The organism is Mycobacterium sp. IDUB_9, assembly GCF_055419505.1.
Map to the genome: position 1 here is coordinate 936,952 of NZ_JBVAXU010000002.1, position 16,195 is coordinate 953,146.

The 16,195-nt window shown below is 67.1% G+C and carries 15 protein-coding genes; 8 read left to right on the plus strand and 7 right to left on the minus strand.

From position 1 onward, the window contains the following. Nucleotides 1–50: 50 nt before the first annotated feature. Nucleotides 51–350 carry a hypothetical protein gene (locus ACZY08_RS13170; RefSeq protein ID WP_463744436.1) on the plus strand — a complete coding sequence of 100 codons (300 nt, stop codon included), beginning with the start codon at nucleotides 51–53 and terminating at the stop codon, nucleotides 348–350. Between the two features lie 4 nt (nucleotides 351–354). Here ACZY08_RS13170 and ACZY08_RS13175 read toward each other — a convergent pair whose 3' ends face one another. The 3 genes from ACZY08_RS13175 to ACZY08_RS13185 all read right to left on the minus strand — a co-directional run bounded on the left by ACZY08_RS13175 (nucleotide 355) and on the right by ACZY08_RS13185 (nucleotide 3,577). After that, entirely contained in the window at nucleotides 355–1,731 is a 1,377-nt protein-coding gene (locus ACZY08_RS13175; RefSeq protein WP_463744435.1) for an NtaA/DmoA family FMN-dependent monooxygenase, read from the minus strand. An 18-nt stretch (nucleotides 1,732–1,749) separates the two neighbouring features. Further along, nucleotides 1,750–2,910, minus strand: coding sequence for an LLM class flavin-dependent oxidoreductase (locus ACZY08_RS13180; RefSeq protein WP_463744434.1), 1,161 nt, complete (start codon nucleotides 2,908–2,910; stop codon nucleotides 1,750–1,752). A gap of 145 nt (nucleotides 2,911–3,055) precedes the next feature. After that, the gene (locus tag ACZY08_RS13185; protein ID WP_463744433.1) at nucleotides 3,056–3,577 is read right to left on the minus strand and encodes a methyltransferase family protein; all 522 of its coding nucleotides are present in this window, start codon (nucleotides 3,575–3,577) and stop codon (nucleotides 3,056–3,058) included. 89 nt (nucleotides 3,578–3,666) lie between these two features. Here ACZY08_RS13185 and ACZY08_RS13190 point away from each other — a divergent pair, with 89 nt between their 5' ends. Beyond that, nucleotides 3,667–4,266: a TetR/AcrR family transcriptional regulator gene (locus ACZY08_RS13190; RefSeq protein WP_463744432.1), complete on the plus strand. Its 600-nt coding sequence runs from the start codon at nucleotides 3,667–3,669 to the stop codon at nucleotides 4,264–4,266. An 18-nt stretch (nucleotides 4,267–4,284) separates the two neighbouring features. Here ACZY08_RS13190 and ACZY08_RS13195 read toward each other — a convergent pair whose 3' ends face one another. Together ACZY08_RS13195 and ACZY08_RS13200 are read right to left on the minus strand one after the other, a co-directional pair. Next, on the minus strand, nucleotides 4,285–5,091 hold the full coding sequence (locus ACZY08_RS13195) for a Fic family protein (protein WP_463744431.1): 807 nt from the start codon (nucleotides 5,089–5,091) through the stop codon (nucleotides 4,285–4,287). After that, nucleotides 5,085–6,101: a putative nucleotidyltransferase substrate binding domain-containing protein gene (locus ACZY08_RS13200; protein WP_463744430.1), complete on the minus strand. Its 1,017-nt coding sequence runs from the start codon at nucleotides 6,099–6,101 to the stop codon at nucleotides 5,085–5,087. The genes ACZY08_RS13195 and ACZY08_RS13200 overlap by 7 nt, the downstream gene beginning before the upstream one ends. 172 nt (nucleotides 6,102–6,273) lie before the next feature. On the opposite strand from ACZY08_RS13200, the gene ACZY08_RS13205 reads away from it, so the two are divergent. The 5 genes from ACZY08_RS13205 to atzF are packed head-to-tail and all read left to right on the plus strand — an operon-like array spanning nucleotide 6,274 to nucleotide 12,910. Beyond that, nucleotides 6,274–7,815, plus strand: coding sequence for an amino acid permease (locus ACZY08_RS13205; RefSeq protein WP_463744429.1), 1,542 nt, complete (start codon nucleotides 6,274–6,276; stop codon nucleotides 7,813–7,815). Between the two features lies 1 nt (nucleotide 7,816). Further along, nucleotides 7,817–8,644 carry an urea amidolyase associated protein UAAP1 gene (locus ACZY08_RS13210; protein ID WP_463744428.1) on the plus strand — a complete coding sequence of 276 codons (828 nt, stop codon included), beginning with the start codon at nucleotides 7,817–7,819 and terminating at the stop codon, nucleotides 8,642–8,644. Next, nucleotides 8,641–9,261, plus strand: coding sequence for an urea amidolyase associated protein UAAP2 (locus ACZY08_RS13215; RefSeq protein WP_463744427.1), 621 nt, complete (start codon nucleotides 8,641–8,643; stop codon nucleotides 9,259–9,261). Before ACZY08_RS13210 ends, ACZY08_RS13215 begins: the two co-directional genes overlap by 4 nt. Then, nucleotides 9,258–11,252 carry a 5-oxoprolinase/urea amidolyase family protein gene (locus ACZY08_RS13220; RefSeq protein ID WP_463744426.1) on the plus strand — a complete coding sequence of 665 codons (1,995 nt, stop codon included), beginning with the start codon at nucleotides 9,258–9,260 and terminating at the stop codon, nucleotides 11,250–11,252. Before ACZY08_RS13215 ends, ACZY08_RS13220 begins: the two co-directional genes overlap by 4 nt. Further along, nucleotides 11,249–12,910 (plus strand): allophanate hydrolase, encoded by a 1,662-nt coding sequence (gene atzF / locus ACZY08_RS13225; protein ID WP_463744425.1) that lies wholly within the window; start codon nucleotides 11,249–11,251, stop codon nucleotides 12,908–12,910. Before ACZY08_RS13220 ends, atzF begins: the two co-directional genes overlap by 4 nt. A gap of 15 nt (nucleotides 12,911–12,925) precedes the next feature. On the opposite strand, the gene ACZY08_RS13230 is transcribed toward atzF, so the two are convergent. Beyond that, nucleotides 12,926–13,441, minus strand: a complete 516-nt coding sequence (locus ACZY08_RS13230; RefSeq protein ID WP_463781803.1) for a TetR family transcriptional regulator — start codon at nucleotides 13,439–13,441, stop codon at nucleotides 12,926–12,928. Nucleotides 13,442–13,688: 247 nt separating this feature from the next. Here ACZY08_RS13230 and ACZY08_RS13235 point away from each other — a divergent pair, with 247 nt between their 5' ends. After that, entirely contained in the window at nucleotides 13,689–15,290 is a 1,602-nt protein-coding gene (locus ACZY08_RS13235; protein WP_463744423.1) for an FAD-dependent oxidoreductase, read from the plus strand. On the opposite strand, the gene ACZY08_RS13240 is transcribed toward ACZY08_RS13235, so the two are convergent. After that, nucleotides 15,268–16,170, minus strand: coding sequence for a DMT family transporter (locus ACZY08_RS13240; RefSeq protein WP_463744422.1), 903 nt, complete (start codon nucleotides 16,168–16,170; stop codon nucleotides 15,268–15,270). The genes ACZY08_RS13235 and ACZY08_RS13240 overlap by 23 nt on opposite strands. Nucleotides 16,171–16,195 lie beyond the last annotated feature (25 nt).

Sequence of the window (16,195 nt, forward strand, 5' to 3'; positions counted from 1 at the left end):
GTACGACAAGTTCTGGGCTCGGCGATGGATCGCGCTTTATGCTCGTGCGCATGGACGCTGAAGACGCCGAGGAGACCGAAGCACCGGAACGCCGGCTGGTCATCAGGGTCAACTCGAACGCCAAGATGTCGCGTGGGAAGGCCGCGGCGCACGCCGTACACGCCGCGCTCAAGCTCTACGGCATCGAGTACGTACACCCGGTCATCGTGATCGGCGGCAAGCCCGATGAGATCCTGGCTCAGACGGTGCACGTGCGCGACGGCGGGCGCACCGAGCTGGAACCTGGCACGTTGACCGCGGGCGCGAGTTGGGAGTACAAGGACCGCGCCGACCCCGACACACCCGAGTAGGGCCCTATCCTGTTGCGGCTGTGTGTTCCTGACGCGCCAGGGGTACCTCGAGGCCCAGATGCTCGCGCAGCGTCGTGCCCTCGTAGTCGGTGCGGAACACACCCCGCTCCTGCAGCAGGGGGACGACCCGGTCGACGAACGGGTCGAGCCCGCCCGGGGTGACGTGGGGGACCAGGATGAAGCCGTCGCTGGCGTCGGATTGCACGAGATGGTCGATGGATTCGGCGATCGTGGTCGCCGAGCCGACGAAGTTCTGCCGGCCGGTGACCTCGATGATGAGCTCGCGGGTGCTCAGGTTCTCGGCCTCGGCCTTGGCGCGCCACTCGTCGGCGACGGCGACCGGGTCGCGGTGGATGCGCACACTGGCCCGGCCCTTGGCGATGGTGTTCTCCCCGACCACCGGATCGACGGTGGGCAACGGCCCGTCGGGGTCGTGGTCGGAAAGGTCGCGGTTCCACAGCTGTTCGAGGAATTTGATCGCGGTGGCGGGGGACACCTGGGCGAGCCGAACCTCGTGGGCGATGTCGGCAGCCTCGTCGTCGGTGTCACCGAGCACGAAGGTCGCCGCAGGCAGGATCAGTAACTGGTCGTGGCGCCGGCCGTATTTGGACAGGCGGCCCTTGACGTCGGCATAGAACGTCTGACCGTCCTTCAGCGTCCCGTACCGCGAGAAGATGGCATCGGCGGCCGCAGCGGCGAACTCGCGGCCGTGGTCGGAGTCACCGGCCTGGAAGATCACCGGGCGTCCCTGCGGGCTCCGCGGGACATTGAACCGGCCGCTGATGTCGAAATGGTCGTTGTGGTAGGCAAATTCGCCGGCAGCCGGATCGGACAGGAAGGCGCCGGCTTCCTTGTCGGCGACGATCTCGTCACCGCGCCAGGAATCGAACAGCGTGTGGGCGGCGGCCAGAAAGCTCTCGGCTCGCTCGTAGCGCTGGTTCTCCGGCAGAAAACCGCCGCGGCGGAAGTTCTCCCCGGTGAAGGCGTCCCATGAGGTGACGACGTTCCAGGCGGCCCGGCCTTCGGAGAGGTGGTCCAGCGAGGCGAATTGTCGGGCCACCTCATAGGGTTCGTTGAACGTGGAGTTGATGGTGCCGGTGAGCCCGAGTCGGTCGGTCACCGCGGCGAGCGCGGCCAGCACCGTGAAGGTGTCGGGGCGCCCGACCACGTCGAGGTCGTAGATCTGGCCGCCTTGCTCGCGCAGCCGCAATCCCTCGGCCAGGAACATGAAGTCGAACTTGCCGCGTTCGGCGGTTTGGGCGAACCGGACAAACGAGTCGAAATCGATGTGGCTGCCAGATTCGGGGTCGCTCCACACCGTGGTGTTGTTGACTCCGGGGAAGTGCGCGGCCAGGTGAATCTGCTTGACGGGCTTGCTCATGGGCGTGTCCTGTCGCTGTCAGACGGTCGTGTAGCGGTTGACGGGCCGGGTCAGGCCGAGCAGGCCGCGCAGCGTGGATGCTTCGTAGGTCTCACGGAACAGTCCGCGGCGCTGCAGCTGGGGCACCAATCCGTCGGTGATCTGCTGCAAGTCGTGCGGCAGGGACGCCGGGCGCAGCCGGAATCCGGTGGCGCCGGCAGAGTGCCAGTCCTGCAGCAGGTCGGCCAGCTTCTCCGGGGTGCCGACGAAAATCTGGGCGTCACTGCGATATTCGGTTCCGGCGAGCTCGTCGAGACGCTCGCGTCGTGCGCGCGCCGCGTCAGGCGTGTCGTCCAGCAACACCACCAGATCGGCGAAAACCCGCGCGGGCGGGGACTGTGCGGGGCGAAGCGCGGCGATGGTGTCGACCAGTGAGGTGACCTCATCGGCGCTGTGCGGGGTGACGAATCCGACGTCCGTGCTGCCCGCGATGAGCTGGTAGGCGGGGTCGACATGGCCGAGCGCGGCCACGATGGGTTGGCCCTGCGGCGGGCGTGGGGTGATCGAGGGGCCTTTCACGGAGAACGAGCTGCCCTCGAAATCGATGTAGTGCAGCTTGTTCCGGTCGACGAATCGTCCGCTGGCCACGTCGCGAATCTCGGCGTCGTCCTCCCAGCTGTCCCACAACCGCCGTAGCACTTCCACGTAATCTGCGGCCTCGCCGAACAATTCGGCGGTGAGCGTGGCACGGTCCTCGGACAGGTGGCGCCGGCCGAAGTGCGCCGCGGCATCCCGGCGGGAGGACACCTGGACCCGTACCCCGGCCCGGCCGGTGCTCACGTAGTCGAGTGTCGCGATGGCCTTGGAAGCGTGGAACGGCTCGGTGTGGGTGGTGATGATGGTGGGCACCAGGCCGATGTGGCGGGTGCGGGGTGCGACGCGGGAGGCGATGAGTACGGCGTCGAGGCGCCCGCGCACGCGGTCGGTGCGGTCATCGGGGCGGAACGGATGATCGGACTGCAACGTGAGTCCGTCTTCGATCGTGACGAAATCCAGTAGGCCGCGTTCAGCCTGGCTGACCAGGTCAGTCCAGTACCGCGGTGTCAGCACTTCGGTGGGCCGGGCCGGCGGCTCGCGCCAGGATGCCGGGTGCCAGCCGGTGCCGTCGAGTGCGACGGCGAGGTGCATTGGGGTGCCCATCGACGGTTCTCACTTTCAGTCGCGGTCCCTGGCGACAACGCGAGCTCACACCCGGGTAATCCCGGGCGGGAGCCGCTGCGAGTGTCCAACCCAGTCTGACCTGCCTGAAGAGATCGACGCAGGGTGATGCGAAAGTGCCGGACCCTCAGCCGCCATGGGCGGGAACCCACGCGGTCGGACGCGGTATCCACCGGGGAACATTTCGGCGGAAGTCGTCGTACTGGGCGCCGAACCGTTTGCGGAGGTGGGGTTCCTCGAAGACCGGGATCGCAATCATCGTCAGAGTGCAGAACAGCGCGAACCAGCCGAACAGCCAGGGGGAGGCCGTGGCCACCGCGGTACCGAGCTGGATGCAGAACACCGCGGTCATCATCGGGTTGCGGACGTGCCGATACGGCCCTTCCACCACCAGGTTCACCGGCGATCCGATGGCCAATGCGCCTTTGCCGATGCGGTCGAACAGGATCACCGTCCACACCAGGAACCACAGCCCGAACGCGATCAACGCTGCGCCCGTGAGGGCGAGCAGGAGACCCGAAGCGGTGGTCAGGTCAGGCGCCTTCGTGCCGGTCAGCCAGATGATCAGGCTCGGAATGAAGATCGTCATCGTTGCCGGCGCGATCAGCACCGAGATGGTGTGCCGCCACCAGAGTCGCCGTTGTGTCATGTCGAACCCCTTTCTTCAACTGTTGTTGAAGAAAACGCTACGCCTCGGGTTCCGCATAGGTCAACGGTTGTTGAACTAAACTTCGAGGCATGTCGGAGACCGGGCGTAGCGGCCGGTGGCGCACGGGCCAACAGAACAAGCAGCGGATCGTCGACGCGGCCCGCGAGCACTTCATGCGCGACGGCTACGAGCAGGCGACCGTCCGCAGGATCGCCGCGGACGCGGGCGTGGACGTCGCGATGGTCTACTACCACTTCGGCAACAAGGAGGGCCTGTTCACCGCGTCGGTGCTCGACACTCCGCAACACCCGCTGCATCAGCTGGCGAATCTGCTCGACGAGGGAACTGACGACATCGGCGCGCGACTGGTCCGTGATGTCATTCAGCGGTGGGATGAGGGAGGGACCTTCGACCCGTTGCTGACGGTGTGGCGATCGGCGGGGATTCAACCGTTGGCGCGCAAGCTCTTACACGATGCTCTGGCCGGGCCGGTGGCTCAGCGGGTTGCCAGGGAATTCGGCGTCGACGATGCCGAGCTGCGGGCCGAGTTGGTGACGGTGCACCTGGTGGGCCTGGCGTTCGCGCGGTATCAGCTCAAGATCGAGCCGATGGCTTCGGCCAGTATCGATGACCTCGTGGCCTGGATGGGGCCAACCGTGCAGCGCTATCTCACGGATCCCGATCCGTAGCCGCCCGCGGGAAGGTTGTCAGACATCGGCATCCAATACCTCTACCGGTCGCAGTCGTCCGCGCAACGCCGCCACGAACGGCCGTGGGTCGGCGCGCCCGTCCCGCCGGAACGGCATCGAATCCCGGGACGCATCGATCCACTCCGAGCGGGTCATCTCCTCGAGAAACAACCGGCGCCCGGCCCGCGCGGCGAGCAGATGTAGGAGCAGGGTCCCGGTGCGTCCGTTGCCTTCACGGAACGGATGGATCTGGTTGTAGTCGGCATAGATTCGGGCCAGCCGGTAGGACAGTGTGCCATCGTCGATCTGAGTGCCCTCGTCGGCGAGCCTGATGATCTCGACGTGCAATTCCTCCAGAGCGGCCGGAATGCGGGCGCATGAGCCGAACGAGCTGTCGGTTTTTCGGAGTTCGACGATGCGGGGCTCGCCGGCCCACGCGTACACGTCGCCGAAGACCTGCCGGTGCAGTGACCGCACATCCAGATCCGAGTCCCTGCAACGCAGATGCACCTGCAGGACCCGGCCTGCGGTCGCCACGAATTCCAGCTGCGCGAGCAACGTGGCATCCTGCACGCCGAAGTTGTTGCGTAACAGTGTTGTTCCCGGGACGAAGTACGGCCGGCGCCGCGCGAACACCCGCCGGCGCGACGGTGGAAGTGAGTGGGGGAGGTGCGGCGCGAGGTACTCGCCGTAGGTAACCGCACCGGTGAGCAAGGCGGTCAGGGAGGCGATCTGCTCCGGTGTGGGCCGCCAGCCTTCCAGGCGCTCGGCGGCGATCGTCTGGGTCAGGGCATGGCGCCCGGCCACGGTGGTCTCGGCTACCACGTGGAGAACGTCGACGTCGACGCCAGGTACACGAGCTTGCGCCGGACTCCGGCGAGTTCACGTCCGATGCTGCGCAGCGCCGTGCGGTCCTGCGGTGGGAGATCTGAGATTTCGACGCGCTCGTCGACGTGGTCATCGGCGCTCGCGGGGTTCCAGCGTGCGGCGCGTGCCCGCCAGCGGATGCTGGATCCGATCGCGTGACATTTCGCGAGCACCCGGGCGTCGTCGGGATCGAGGTACCGGGTACCCGCGGCGGCGGCGATCCGGTCGGCGGTGGGCAGCGCGTCGGATCCGCAACTGAGCGCGGCCCAGCGCGCGATCCGGACGACCGGGTCGACAGCGGCATGTTTGACGTCGACGGTGCTGTCGCCCGAGGTCAGTAATCGCAGCCGGGACGGGACGTGGGCGCGGACGAAAGTGGCGTCCTGAAGCATCGCCGCCAGGGACGGCGGTTGAGCCCGCGCCGCGATGCCGGCTTGATCGCGCAGATCGGGCCACGTCCCGAGGGGCAGCGCGTCGGCCAGCAGGCCGATCATCACCACACCCCGGTCGGCGGAGGGGTCGGCAGCCCACCCGCCGATGCCGACCGCCCACTCCTGGGCGGTGCGGTTGAAGCGCACCCGGGAGGCCACCGCACCGTTGTCGTCGGCCCGGAACCCGCAACAGCCCAGCAGTTCATGCACATGTACCGCCCGGGCCAGGGCTGATGCCGATGTGACGTCGGGGCTGTGGACCACCAGGGTCTCCAGGTCCGATCCGGGTAGGGCGTCGCCGCGGCCGACGCTGCCCGAGGCGTACCAGCCGCCGCGGGGGTCCACCAGTCGTGCCGCGGTCGCCAGCGCGGCACGGGCGACGGCCGACCACGCCGCGGCAACAGAGGCGGCCCCGACCCGGGCGTCGACGACCATGCGCACCGCATCGTGGGCGGAGGCGGTGGCCGCCACGAGCGCGGCCTCGCTGTCCGCCGACGCAATGCGCCGGCGGGCATCGTCCAACGCAGCCGCAGCCATGTCGGCGATTGTGACAGGCGAACAGCCCGGTGAGGTTTCGGCAACGCAATGATTACCGCTCGCTACATGAACGAAACACGTGGGTGACAGCTCGGACACGCCAAGGCGCTTATCTATCGAGTGACAGTTAAAAGAGCTGGCGGCACCGCCCCCGAGCCTGAGAGAAACGCCTATGACCAGCAGTGCTACCGAGAACCAGGGAGATGTGGCCGACCATTTTGGCGACCATGACGACCTGGCCGAGTTTGGTTACGACCAGCAGTTGCACCGTCGGCTCGGCAAGTTCGAATCGTTCGCCGCGGGCTTCTCGTTCGTGTCGATCCTGACCACGATCTTCCAGTTGTTCGGCCTCGGGTTCGGCTTCGGCGGCCCGGCCTTCTTCTGGACCTGGCCCGCGGTGTTCCTCGGACAGTTTCTGGTGGCACTGTGCTTCGCCGAGCTGGCCGCACGCTACCCGATCTCGGGAGCCATCTACCAGTGGTCCCGCCGGATGGGTGGCGAGGTGATCGGCTGGTTCGGCGGCTGGTTCATGATTCTGGCGCAGATCGTCACCGCCTCGGCCGCGGCGATCGCCCTACAGGTGGTGCTGCCCACGATTTGGTCCGGATTCCAGCTCATCGGCGAGGACGCGGCCCTGACCTCACCGAGCGGGGCCGCCAACGCGGTCCTACTCGGCACCGTCCTGCTGGTCGTCACCACGACGATCAATTGTCTCGGCGTCAAATGGATGTCACGGGTCAACAGCGCCGGCGTGGTCTGCGAGATCGTGGGCGTCATCGCGGTCATCGGGGTGTTCTTCACCCACGCTCAGCGGGGACCGCAGGTGGTGTTCGACACCGGTCACGCCGGCGGACAACCCGGCTACGTCTGGGCCTGGATCATGAGCGGGCTGATGGCCGCCTACGTAATGGTCGGCTTCGGCTCGGCGGGCGAGCTGGCCGAGGAGACCCGCAATCCCCGTCGGGTCGCGCCCCGCACCATCCGGCTGGCCCTGTCGGTGTCGGCGCTCGGCGGTGGGCTCATGATCCTCGGCGCCCTGATGGCGGCGCCGAGCCTGACCGACGGCCGCCTGGCCACCGAAGGCCTGCCGTACGTGCTCGACACCGTGCTGTCCTCACCGTGGGGCACGGTGCTGCTGATCGACGTGTGCATCGCGATCACCATCTGCACCTTGGCAATTCAGACTGCCGCCTCTCGGTTGATGTTCTCGATGGCCCGCGACGGCCGCCTGCCGGCCTCGGCGATCCTGTCGAAGGTCAACGGCCGCACCGGGACCCCGATCTGGCCGTCGGTGCTCATCGGCCTGCTGTGCATCGGGGTGCTGCTGGTCAACGTCGGCAATTCGGCGATCTTCGCGACCTTGGCGAGTGTCTGCATCATCTTGATCTACCTGGCCTACCTGATGGTGACCGCGCCGCTGCTGTACCGGCGGCTCAAGGGCTGGCCCGCCCAGCGCAACCAGGTCGATGCCGAAGGGCTACCGCTGTTCTCGCTCGGCAAGTTCGGTGTCGCCGTCAATGTCCTGGCGGTGCTCTACGGCACGGTGATGATCGTCAACCTGGGCTGGCCCCGAGCCGAGATCTTCAACCCCGCTGGGGATATGCCGATCCTGCAGTGGGCCGGACCGCTGAGCATCGCGGCCGCGGTCGCGCTCGGCGCACTTTGCTTCCCCCGCGGCAAGACCCACCCCAAACCCGTCACGATCGGAGCCTGAGATGACCACAGCGACGACCGCCGGTGCCCGCGATCACGCCCGATCACAGGCAGGCACCCTCACCGATTCGATGCCGGTGGTGCCGGCCTCCGCCTGGCCCACACCGCCGCAGAATGTCACCGCCGAGCAATTGACCTGGGCTGAAACGGTTCCCGGTGGTCGCTACACCAGCAAGGTGTTGGCCCGTGGCACCCGGCTACGGTTGCGTGACCTGGACGGCACCGCGTGTGCCCACCTGCTGCTGTGGCGAGCCGACGCACCCTGGGAGCGGCTCAACGTCGCCGACACCGTGAAAGTGCCGTGGCAGGCCTATCTTTCGTCGGGACATCCGCTGCTCAGCGACCAAGGCCGGGTGCTGGCCACCCTGGTATCCGACACCTCCGGCCACCACGATGCCCTGTGCGGCACCACCACCCGGTCCGGCAACGCCACCAAATACGGTGCGGGCGAAGTGGAGTCGACGAGCCCGTCTGGCCGTGAGCTGCTTGCGCTGGCCGCCCTCAAGAACGGCTTGACCCGACGCGACGTCGCACCCAGCGTGTCGTTCTTCCACGGAGTCCGGGTGGAAGCCGACGGCACGCTGGTGTCCACCGGCTCGGCCGGCGCCGGCACGGCCATCGAACTGATCACCCATCTGCCGCTGATCGTGGCGCTGGCGAATACCGCGCACCCCCTGGACCCGGCACCGCAGTTCACCGTCGGTTCCCTGGAGGTGCTGGCCTGGTCCGCGCCGGGTGATCTGGCCGAGATCGGCGAAACGGTCGGTGACCGCGATCCGGAATACCAACGCGCCTATCTGAATTCCGAAGATGTCTGGAGTGCCCGATGACCGTGACCGCTGCCCACACCATCGTCGATGAAATCGTCGCGCCACGCGCCGCGTGGGCGAAGATCGTCCGCGCCGGGGATATGCTCACCATCGTTGACCTGCACGGCAATCAGGCCGTGGACACCCTGTTCTACGGGGCCGACGACCACACCGTGCGCTACAGCGCCCCGGCCACCATCGCGGCCCAGGGCAACATCTTCCTGACCACCGGTTCGGTGCTGCGTGACAGTGACGGCGAGCCGATGCTGACCATCATCGACGACGAAGTCGGCAACCACGACACTCTCGGCGGGGCCTGCTCACAGGAATCGAACACCTTGCGCTACGGACACCACACCAAACACCAGCATGCCTGTGTGGAGAACTTCGTCGGTGAAGGCGCCAGGTGGGGCCTGACCAAGGCCGACATCGTCAGCAACATCAACTTCTTCATGAACGTGCCGGTTGATCGCGACGGCGCACTGGGCATCGTCGATGGCCTGTCGGCACCGGGCAAGGCGGTGTCGCTACGGGCCGAGATCGACACCTTGGTGCTGGTGTCGAACTGCCCGCAGATCAACAACCCGTGCAACGGATTCGACCCGACAGCCGTGCGGATGGTCGTGACCCGCCCATGACGACCCTGGAGGTGATCCGGCCCGGCATGGCCACCACGATCCAGGACTGGCCCGGGCGGACCGGGTTCTGGCAGATCGGTGTGCCTCCGTCGGGACCGATGGACGATGTGTCCTTCCGCCTGGCCAACGCCGCGGTGGGCAACCCGGAGGGCGCGCCCGGTCTCGAAGCCACGATGGGCGGCCCCGCGTTGCGCTTCGACACCGACACCTGGGTGTGTGTCACGGGTGCCCCGACGAGGGTGAGTGTCGACGGCACGCGTGTTGCCCAGTGGGTTCCGGTGCTGGTCGAGGCCGGTCAGGTTCTGGATGTCGGTATGGTCGACGGCCCGGGACTGCGGATCTACATCGCGTTGGCCGGCGGTCTGCGCGCCGATGAATACCTGGGCAGCGCTTCAACATTCACACTCGGCCGGTTCGGCGGGCACGAGGGCCGGGCGCTGGCGGTGGGGGACAAGCTGGAAACTGCCGAGGCACCTGCGGGTACCCGCAGGCGGATCCTGTTCGAGGAGCAGCCGGCCATCGGTCACCACTGGTACATCGCGGTGACGGTCGGTCCGCATTCGGCGCCGGAGTTCTTCACCCGCAACGACATCGACACGCTGCTCAATCACGACTACGAGGTGCATTTCAACTCCGATCGCACCGGTGTGCGGCTGATCGGTCCTCAACCGGAATGGGCCCGCCCCGACGGTGGGGAAGCCGGGCTGCACCCGTCGAACATCCATGACAATGCCTACTCGGTGGGCTCGCTCGACTTCACCGGGGACACCCCGATCCTGCTCGGCCCGGACGGTCCGAGCCTCGGCGGGTTCGTCTGCCCGGTCACCGTGACCGCAGCCGACCGCTGGAAACTGGGCCAACTCGCGCCCGGCGCCACGATCCGGTTCGTCCCGGTGAAGGCGGCGGCGGCGGCATCGCCCGCCTCGGTAGGCCAAGCCCGGCGCGCCTCCATCCCCGCCGTGTTTTCCGGCGGCGGCGATGAGGACGACGGAATCATCTCCGGCACAACCTCATCGGATGGCACAACAGCCGTCACCTATCGCCGGATCGGGGATGACAACATCCTGGTCGAATATGGTGAGATGCGACTGGACCTGGCATTGCGGGCGCGTGCCCATGCGCTGCACCATGCACTGGAACAGCACCGGCCGGACGGACTGATCGACCTCACACCGGGAATCCGTTCACTCCAGGTCAAGGTTGACCCCGTCCGGCTTCCGCAATCGAAACTGGTGCCGCTGCTGGCCGAGCTTGAAGCTTCTTTGCCTCCCGCACAGGATCTGGTGGTGCCGAGCCGCACCGTACGGCTGCCGCTGAGCTGGGATGACCCGTCCACCCGGGAGGCGATCGAACGCTACATGCACGGAGTGCGGGCCGATGCACCGTGGTGCCCGTGGAATATCGAGTTCATCCGTCGGATGAACGGTCTGGACTCGGTCGACGATGTGCACCGAATCGTCTATGACGCCGAATATCTGGTGCTCGGCCTCGGTGATGTGTACCTGGGTGCCCCGGTCGCCACACCGCTGGATCCGCGGCACCGTCTGGTGACCACCAAATACAACCCAGCGCGGACCTGGACCCCGGAGAACGCGGTCGGAATCGGTGGGGCGTACCTGTGCATCTACGGGATGGAGGGGCCGGGCGGATACCAGTTCGTCGGCCGCACCACGCAGATCTGGAACCATCGTCACCCCCTGGTGGCCCAGGGTTTCGACCCCGAACACCCGTGGCTGTTACGGTTTTTCGACCGGATCCAGTGGTATCCGGTGTCCGCCGAGGAGCTGCTGGACCTGCGCGCCGACATGGCCGCCGGACGCGGCCAGGTCGAGATCACCGACGGAACGTTCTCGCTGGCCGAGCACGAACAGTTCCTGGCTGCCAACGCCGAGGACATTGCCGTGAAGCGCACGGCGATGGAGGTAGCGCGGGCCGAAGAGCGCAAGCGTTGGTCTGCGGCAGGAGAATTCGCACGAAAGGAGCCTGCGTGAGCCGGATTGCCGAGATCTACCGCCAGATTGAGGACAGCGGCCGATCGGAGGTGTTCATCCACCTGCGTCCGCAGGCCGAGGTCGAGGCCGAACACCGTGCGGCGCTTGCGGGGGGTGGATCCCTGGCCGGGTTGGTGCTTGCCGTCAAGGACAACGTCGACGTCGCTGGGGTACCCACCACTGCGGCGTGCCCGGACTTCAGCTACATTCCCAATGCCGACGCACCGGCGGTGACCGCTCTCAAGGCCGCCGGTGTCGTCGTCATCGGGAAGACCAACCTCGACCAGTTCGCCACCGGGTTGGTGGGAACTCGCAGTCCCCATGGCGCCGTGCGCGATTCCCGCCGACCCGACTACATTTCGGGCGGGTCGAGTTCCGGTTCTGCGGTAGCCGTCGCACTCGGGTTCGCCGACATCGCGATCGGCACGGACACCGCCGGGTCGGGCCGGGTCCCGGCCGGGCTGCAGGGGATCGTCGGGATCAAGCCCACGGTTGGCCTCGTCTCCACCGTGGGTGTCGTCCCGGCGTGCGCGAGCTATGACTGTGTGACGATCTTCGCCGCTGACCTGGCCACTGCCCAGTCGGCGATGGCCGTGATGAGTGCCGGTGCACCGCAACGGCAGTGGCCGGCCGATGTTTCGTTCGCCGCGCCGGTGACGCCCCGAGTCGCGATACCAGATGAGTTGTCGGGACTTGATGAGGAATGGCGGGCCGCCTTCGATGCCTCCGTGCGCCAGGCGAAGGCCGCCGGTTTCGACATCCTGACGGTTCCGATGGATGACTTCTTCGCCGCAGCCGAGCTGCTCTACTGTGGCGCTCTGGTTGCCGAAAGGTGGGATGCGGTCGGGGAGTTCGTCAGCACAGCGGGCGTTGATGCCGGGTTGGATCCGACGGTGGCGGCGATCATCACTGCGGCAGGGAGGTATTCGGCGACCGATCTGTTGCGTGACCGCCGCAAGGTCGAGGAACTTCGCGGTCAGGCGCTGGCGCAGCTCGCCGGATGCCACGCGCTCATGGTCCCGACGGCTCCAGAGCATCCACGCATCGACGAGGTCGCGGCTGATCCAGTCGCGGTGAACTCCCGGATGGGCCGGTTCACGAACTTCTGCAACCTCTTCGACATGTGCGCCATCGCAGTTCCGGCGGGGACGGTGACCGATGGTGCCCAGTTCGGAATCACCCTGCTGGCACCGGCTTTCCACGACGGTGTCGTCGCCGATCTGGCCGCCCGTTTCCTCGACGCTCCGTCGACCGGGACCTGGCCCGAGTCGGGCGGCGCGCCGCTCACCGAGCTCGCCGTGTTCGGCGCGCATCTGCGCGGGCAGCCGCTGGAACATCAGCTCACCGGCCGGGGCGCGCGTTGGGCGGGGCCGATCACCACCGCGCCGCACTATCGTCTCTACGCCCTCGACACTGTTCCGCCCAAGCCCGGCGTGACCCGGGTTGACGAGGACGGTGCGCCGATCGTCGGAGAACTGTGGCTGTTGTCCCCGGCCGCACTCGGCGAGTTCCTGGCTGAGTTGCCCGCACCGATGCTGCTCGGGAAGGTGGAGCTTGAGGACGGCAGCTGGATCACCGGCTTCGGCTGTGACCACACCGCACCCACCCAAGGCCGTGACATCACCGAGTACCGGGGTTGGTTGGCCGCGATGGTGTGATCCGGCGTAGGCCCGTCAGCCTCCAGGGACGATCAACGAAATCATCGTTTCGAGCTGGCGGGCCATCTGCCGGTAGCTCATCGCACCCGATTGTGCCTGCAGCAGCGCGCCCCAGAACACCGATTCCAGCGTGGCTAGTACCTCGGGCCAAGCCCCGCCGCCCAAGGCGGTGGAGATCCGACGGGTGATCTCGGCGGCGATCCGCCCACGTACATCGTCGACCATCTCATCGTCGGTGCTCACCAATGCCCGGGTGCAGGCGCGCGCCAATCGAGGCTCATCGGCCATCAACAGTGTGAGGGCGGTGAGCTGCTCGGTGACCCGGTCGGTGGTACTGGCCGCGGGATCCACGTCGAGCGGCAGCTGAATCACCCGATCCAGGTACAGCTCGGCGAACACCACCTCGATGGAGGGGAAGTGTGCATAGAACGCGGCGGGCGCGAGTTTTGCCCGCGCGGCCAGGGCCGGCACCGAGACATCGGTCTGCGCATCGAGGAGCTGTGACGCGGCACCGAAGACGCGACGGTGCATGCGCGTGCGCTGACATTGTGCGTCGTGTAGGCGAGTGACCGTAGCCACCGCTTGCCTGGACATGTGTCCAAGATATAGACCCTAGGCGGAGTTGGCAATCATCTTCTGAAACTGCCTGTATCAACACATTTTCAATACTGAGATCCGCGCAGGTCGACCGCTGGAGGATGGGTGCGCCGAGGCTATCGGCTCGCTAAACCGGACAGTTGTCCAGTACGCTCGGCGGCAGATTGGAAGGGGAGGTCTGATGGCTTACGTGATCACGCAGAACTGCTGTAAGGACGCCAGCTGCGTGCCGGTGTGCCCGGTCGACTGCATCCGTCCGGCTGAGGGCGGCCTGGATTCCGCGTCGGCCGAGATGCTCTACATAGACCCGGAATCGTGCATCGACTGCGGAGCCTGCTTCGAGGAGTGCCCGGTCGGTGCGATCCACTACGAAGAGGATCTGCCCGGCGAACTGCAGCGGTTCAAGGACCTCAATGCCGCCTATTTCGAGCGTCATCCGCTCGAGCCGGTGAGCGTCCCCGCGCCGGCTTCGAGGGCACGGGTCGAGACGGGGTCGCTGCGGGTCGCCATCGTCGGATCTGGGCCGGCCGCCTGCTACGCCGCCGCCGAGCTGATCGGGGTCGACGGCGTGGAGATCAATCTGTTCGAGAGGCTGCCCACGCCGTTCGGCTTGATCCGGGCGGGCGTGGCCCCCGACCACCAGCACACCAAGTCGGTGGTCGACATCTTCGAGCGGGCGTTCACCAACCCGCGGTTCGCCAGCCATTTCAACGTCGAGGTTGGTCGCACCATCAACCATGATGAGCTGCTGGCGCATCACCACGCGGTGATCTACGCGGTGGGTGCGGCCACCAGCCGGCGACTGGGCATCGACGGCGAGGATCTGATGGGCCACCACGCCGCGGCCGAGTTCGTCGGTTGGTACAACGGGCATCCCGACCACGCCGCGCACCAGTTCGACCTGTCGGGCGAGCGGGCGGTCATCGTCGGTAACGGCAACGTCGCCCTCGATGTCGCCCGGGTGCTGTTGATGGACCGGGCCGCGCTCGCTGCCACCGATATCGCTCAGCACACCCTGGATGCCCTGGCCGACAGCATGATTCGTGAGGTCGTGATCCTGGCTCGACGTGACATCGGGCATGCCGCGTTCTCGGCGGGGGAGTTCCTGGCCCTGGGCCACCTCGACGGTGTCGACGTCATCGTGGATCCGCATGACCTTCCCGCCGATGACGGGCACGACGACATCGAAGCCTCATTCAAGCTCGCGATCGCGCGCGAATACGCGCAACGCAGCCCGACGCCTGGAAACAAGCGCGTGGTGTTCCGCTTCGGCGCCTCGCCGGTCGCCATCCGCGGCGCCGACCGTGCCGAAGGGTTGGAGGTCCGCAGCGACATGCACGGCGCCGAGGTGATCGAGACGTCGCTGATCCTGCGCTCGATCGGCTATCGCGGTCTGCCCGTCGCCGGTCTGCCCTACGACGAGGACTCCGGGACCGTGCCCAATGAGTCCGGTCGTGTCATCGACGGGCCGCCGGTGCCAGGTGTCTACGTGACCGGCTGGATCAAGCGTGGGCCTCGTGGCGTGATCGGCACGAACCGGCTGTGTGCTGAGCAGACAGTGGCGCAGCTGTGGGCGGATTTCGATGCAGGTCTGCTGGACCATGATGTCGAGGACCGCGAATCGCTTGCCGCCCTGTTGGTCTCGCGGGGTGCCGAGCCGGTGAGCTGGCCGGGCTGGCGAGCGATCGATGCCGCGGAACGGGACCGTGGTGTGCAGGCCGCGCGGCCGCGGGTGAAGTTCGTGTCGATCGAGGAGATGCTCAGCGCGGGCCTGCGCGGCTGACTTCCTCTGGCTCGATCTCCGGATCGGTATCCCGTGGTGTTCGGGTCGCCAGGATCGAACCGGCGAGGATCAGCGCCAGCCCGGCGATGTTGTAGACGGTCAGCGGCTCGCCCAGCACGATGACCCCGGCGGCCAGGGCGACGGCCGGGTTCACGTAGGTGAACACCAGCGCCCGCGCGCCTCCCACCTCACGGATCAGCGCGAAGAACACCACGAATGCCAGGGCGGTGCAGATCACGGCCAGGGCGGCCAGTGCGATGAGCACATGCCGCGATGGCATCTGGTCGGGCCAGGTCATCAACGCCGGCGCGGTGTAGATAAGGGCCGCGACCGTCAGACAGGCCGCGGTCAACGGAAGCGTGGGCACGTCACCCAGGTAGCGTGCGGCGATCAGCGGCGCAATGGCGTAACAGGTTGCCACCAACAGCACTTCGGCGATCGGCCAGCCGTGCCCACCGGCCAGCCCGGGTCCGGCGAGCACAGCCACCCCGGCCAGACCCACCCCAAGCCCGGTGATTCGTTTGGCGCCCAACCGTTCTCCGCCGGTGAGCCGGTCGAGTACCGCGGCGATGATCGGGGCGGTGGCTATCAGCAGACCTGTCAGGGAGCTGCTCAGGCGGCGTTCGGCATCCGAGAGCAGGTACCACGCCGCGACGATCTCGAAGAACGCGAACGCCAGCACGGGACGCCAATGCCGCAGCACCGGTGCCCAGGCGGTGCGCGACATCACCAGTGGCAGCAGCACGGCTGCGCCGACGGCCGTGCGGGCCAGGACCAGCACGGGCACCGAGACGCCTTCGACGGCGACTTTGATCAGCAGATACGGGATGCCCCAGATGATGCTCATGGCGCCCAGCAGCAGCCAGCCCCGCAGACTCACCCGGTTCAGACTACGGACGTCTGGA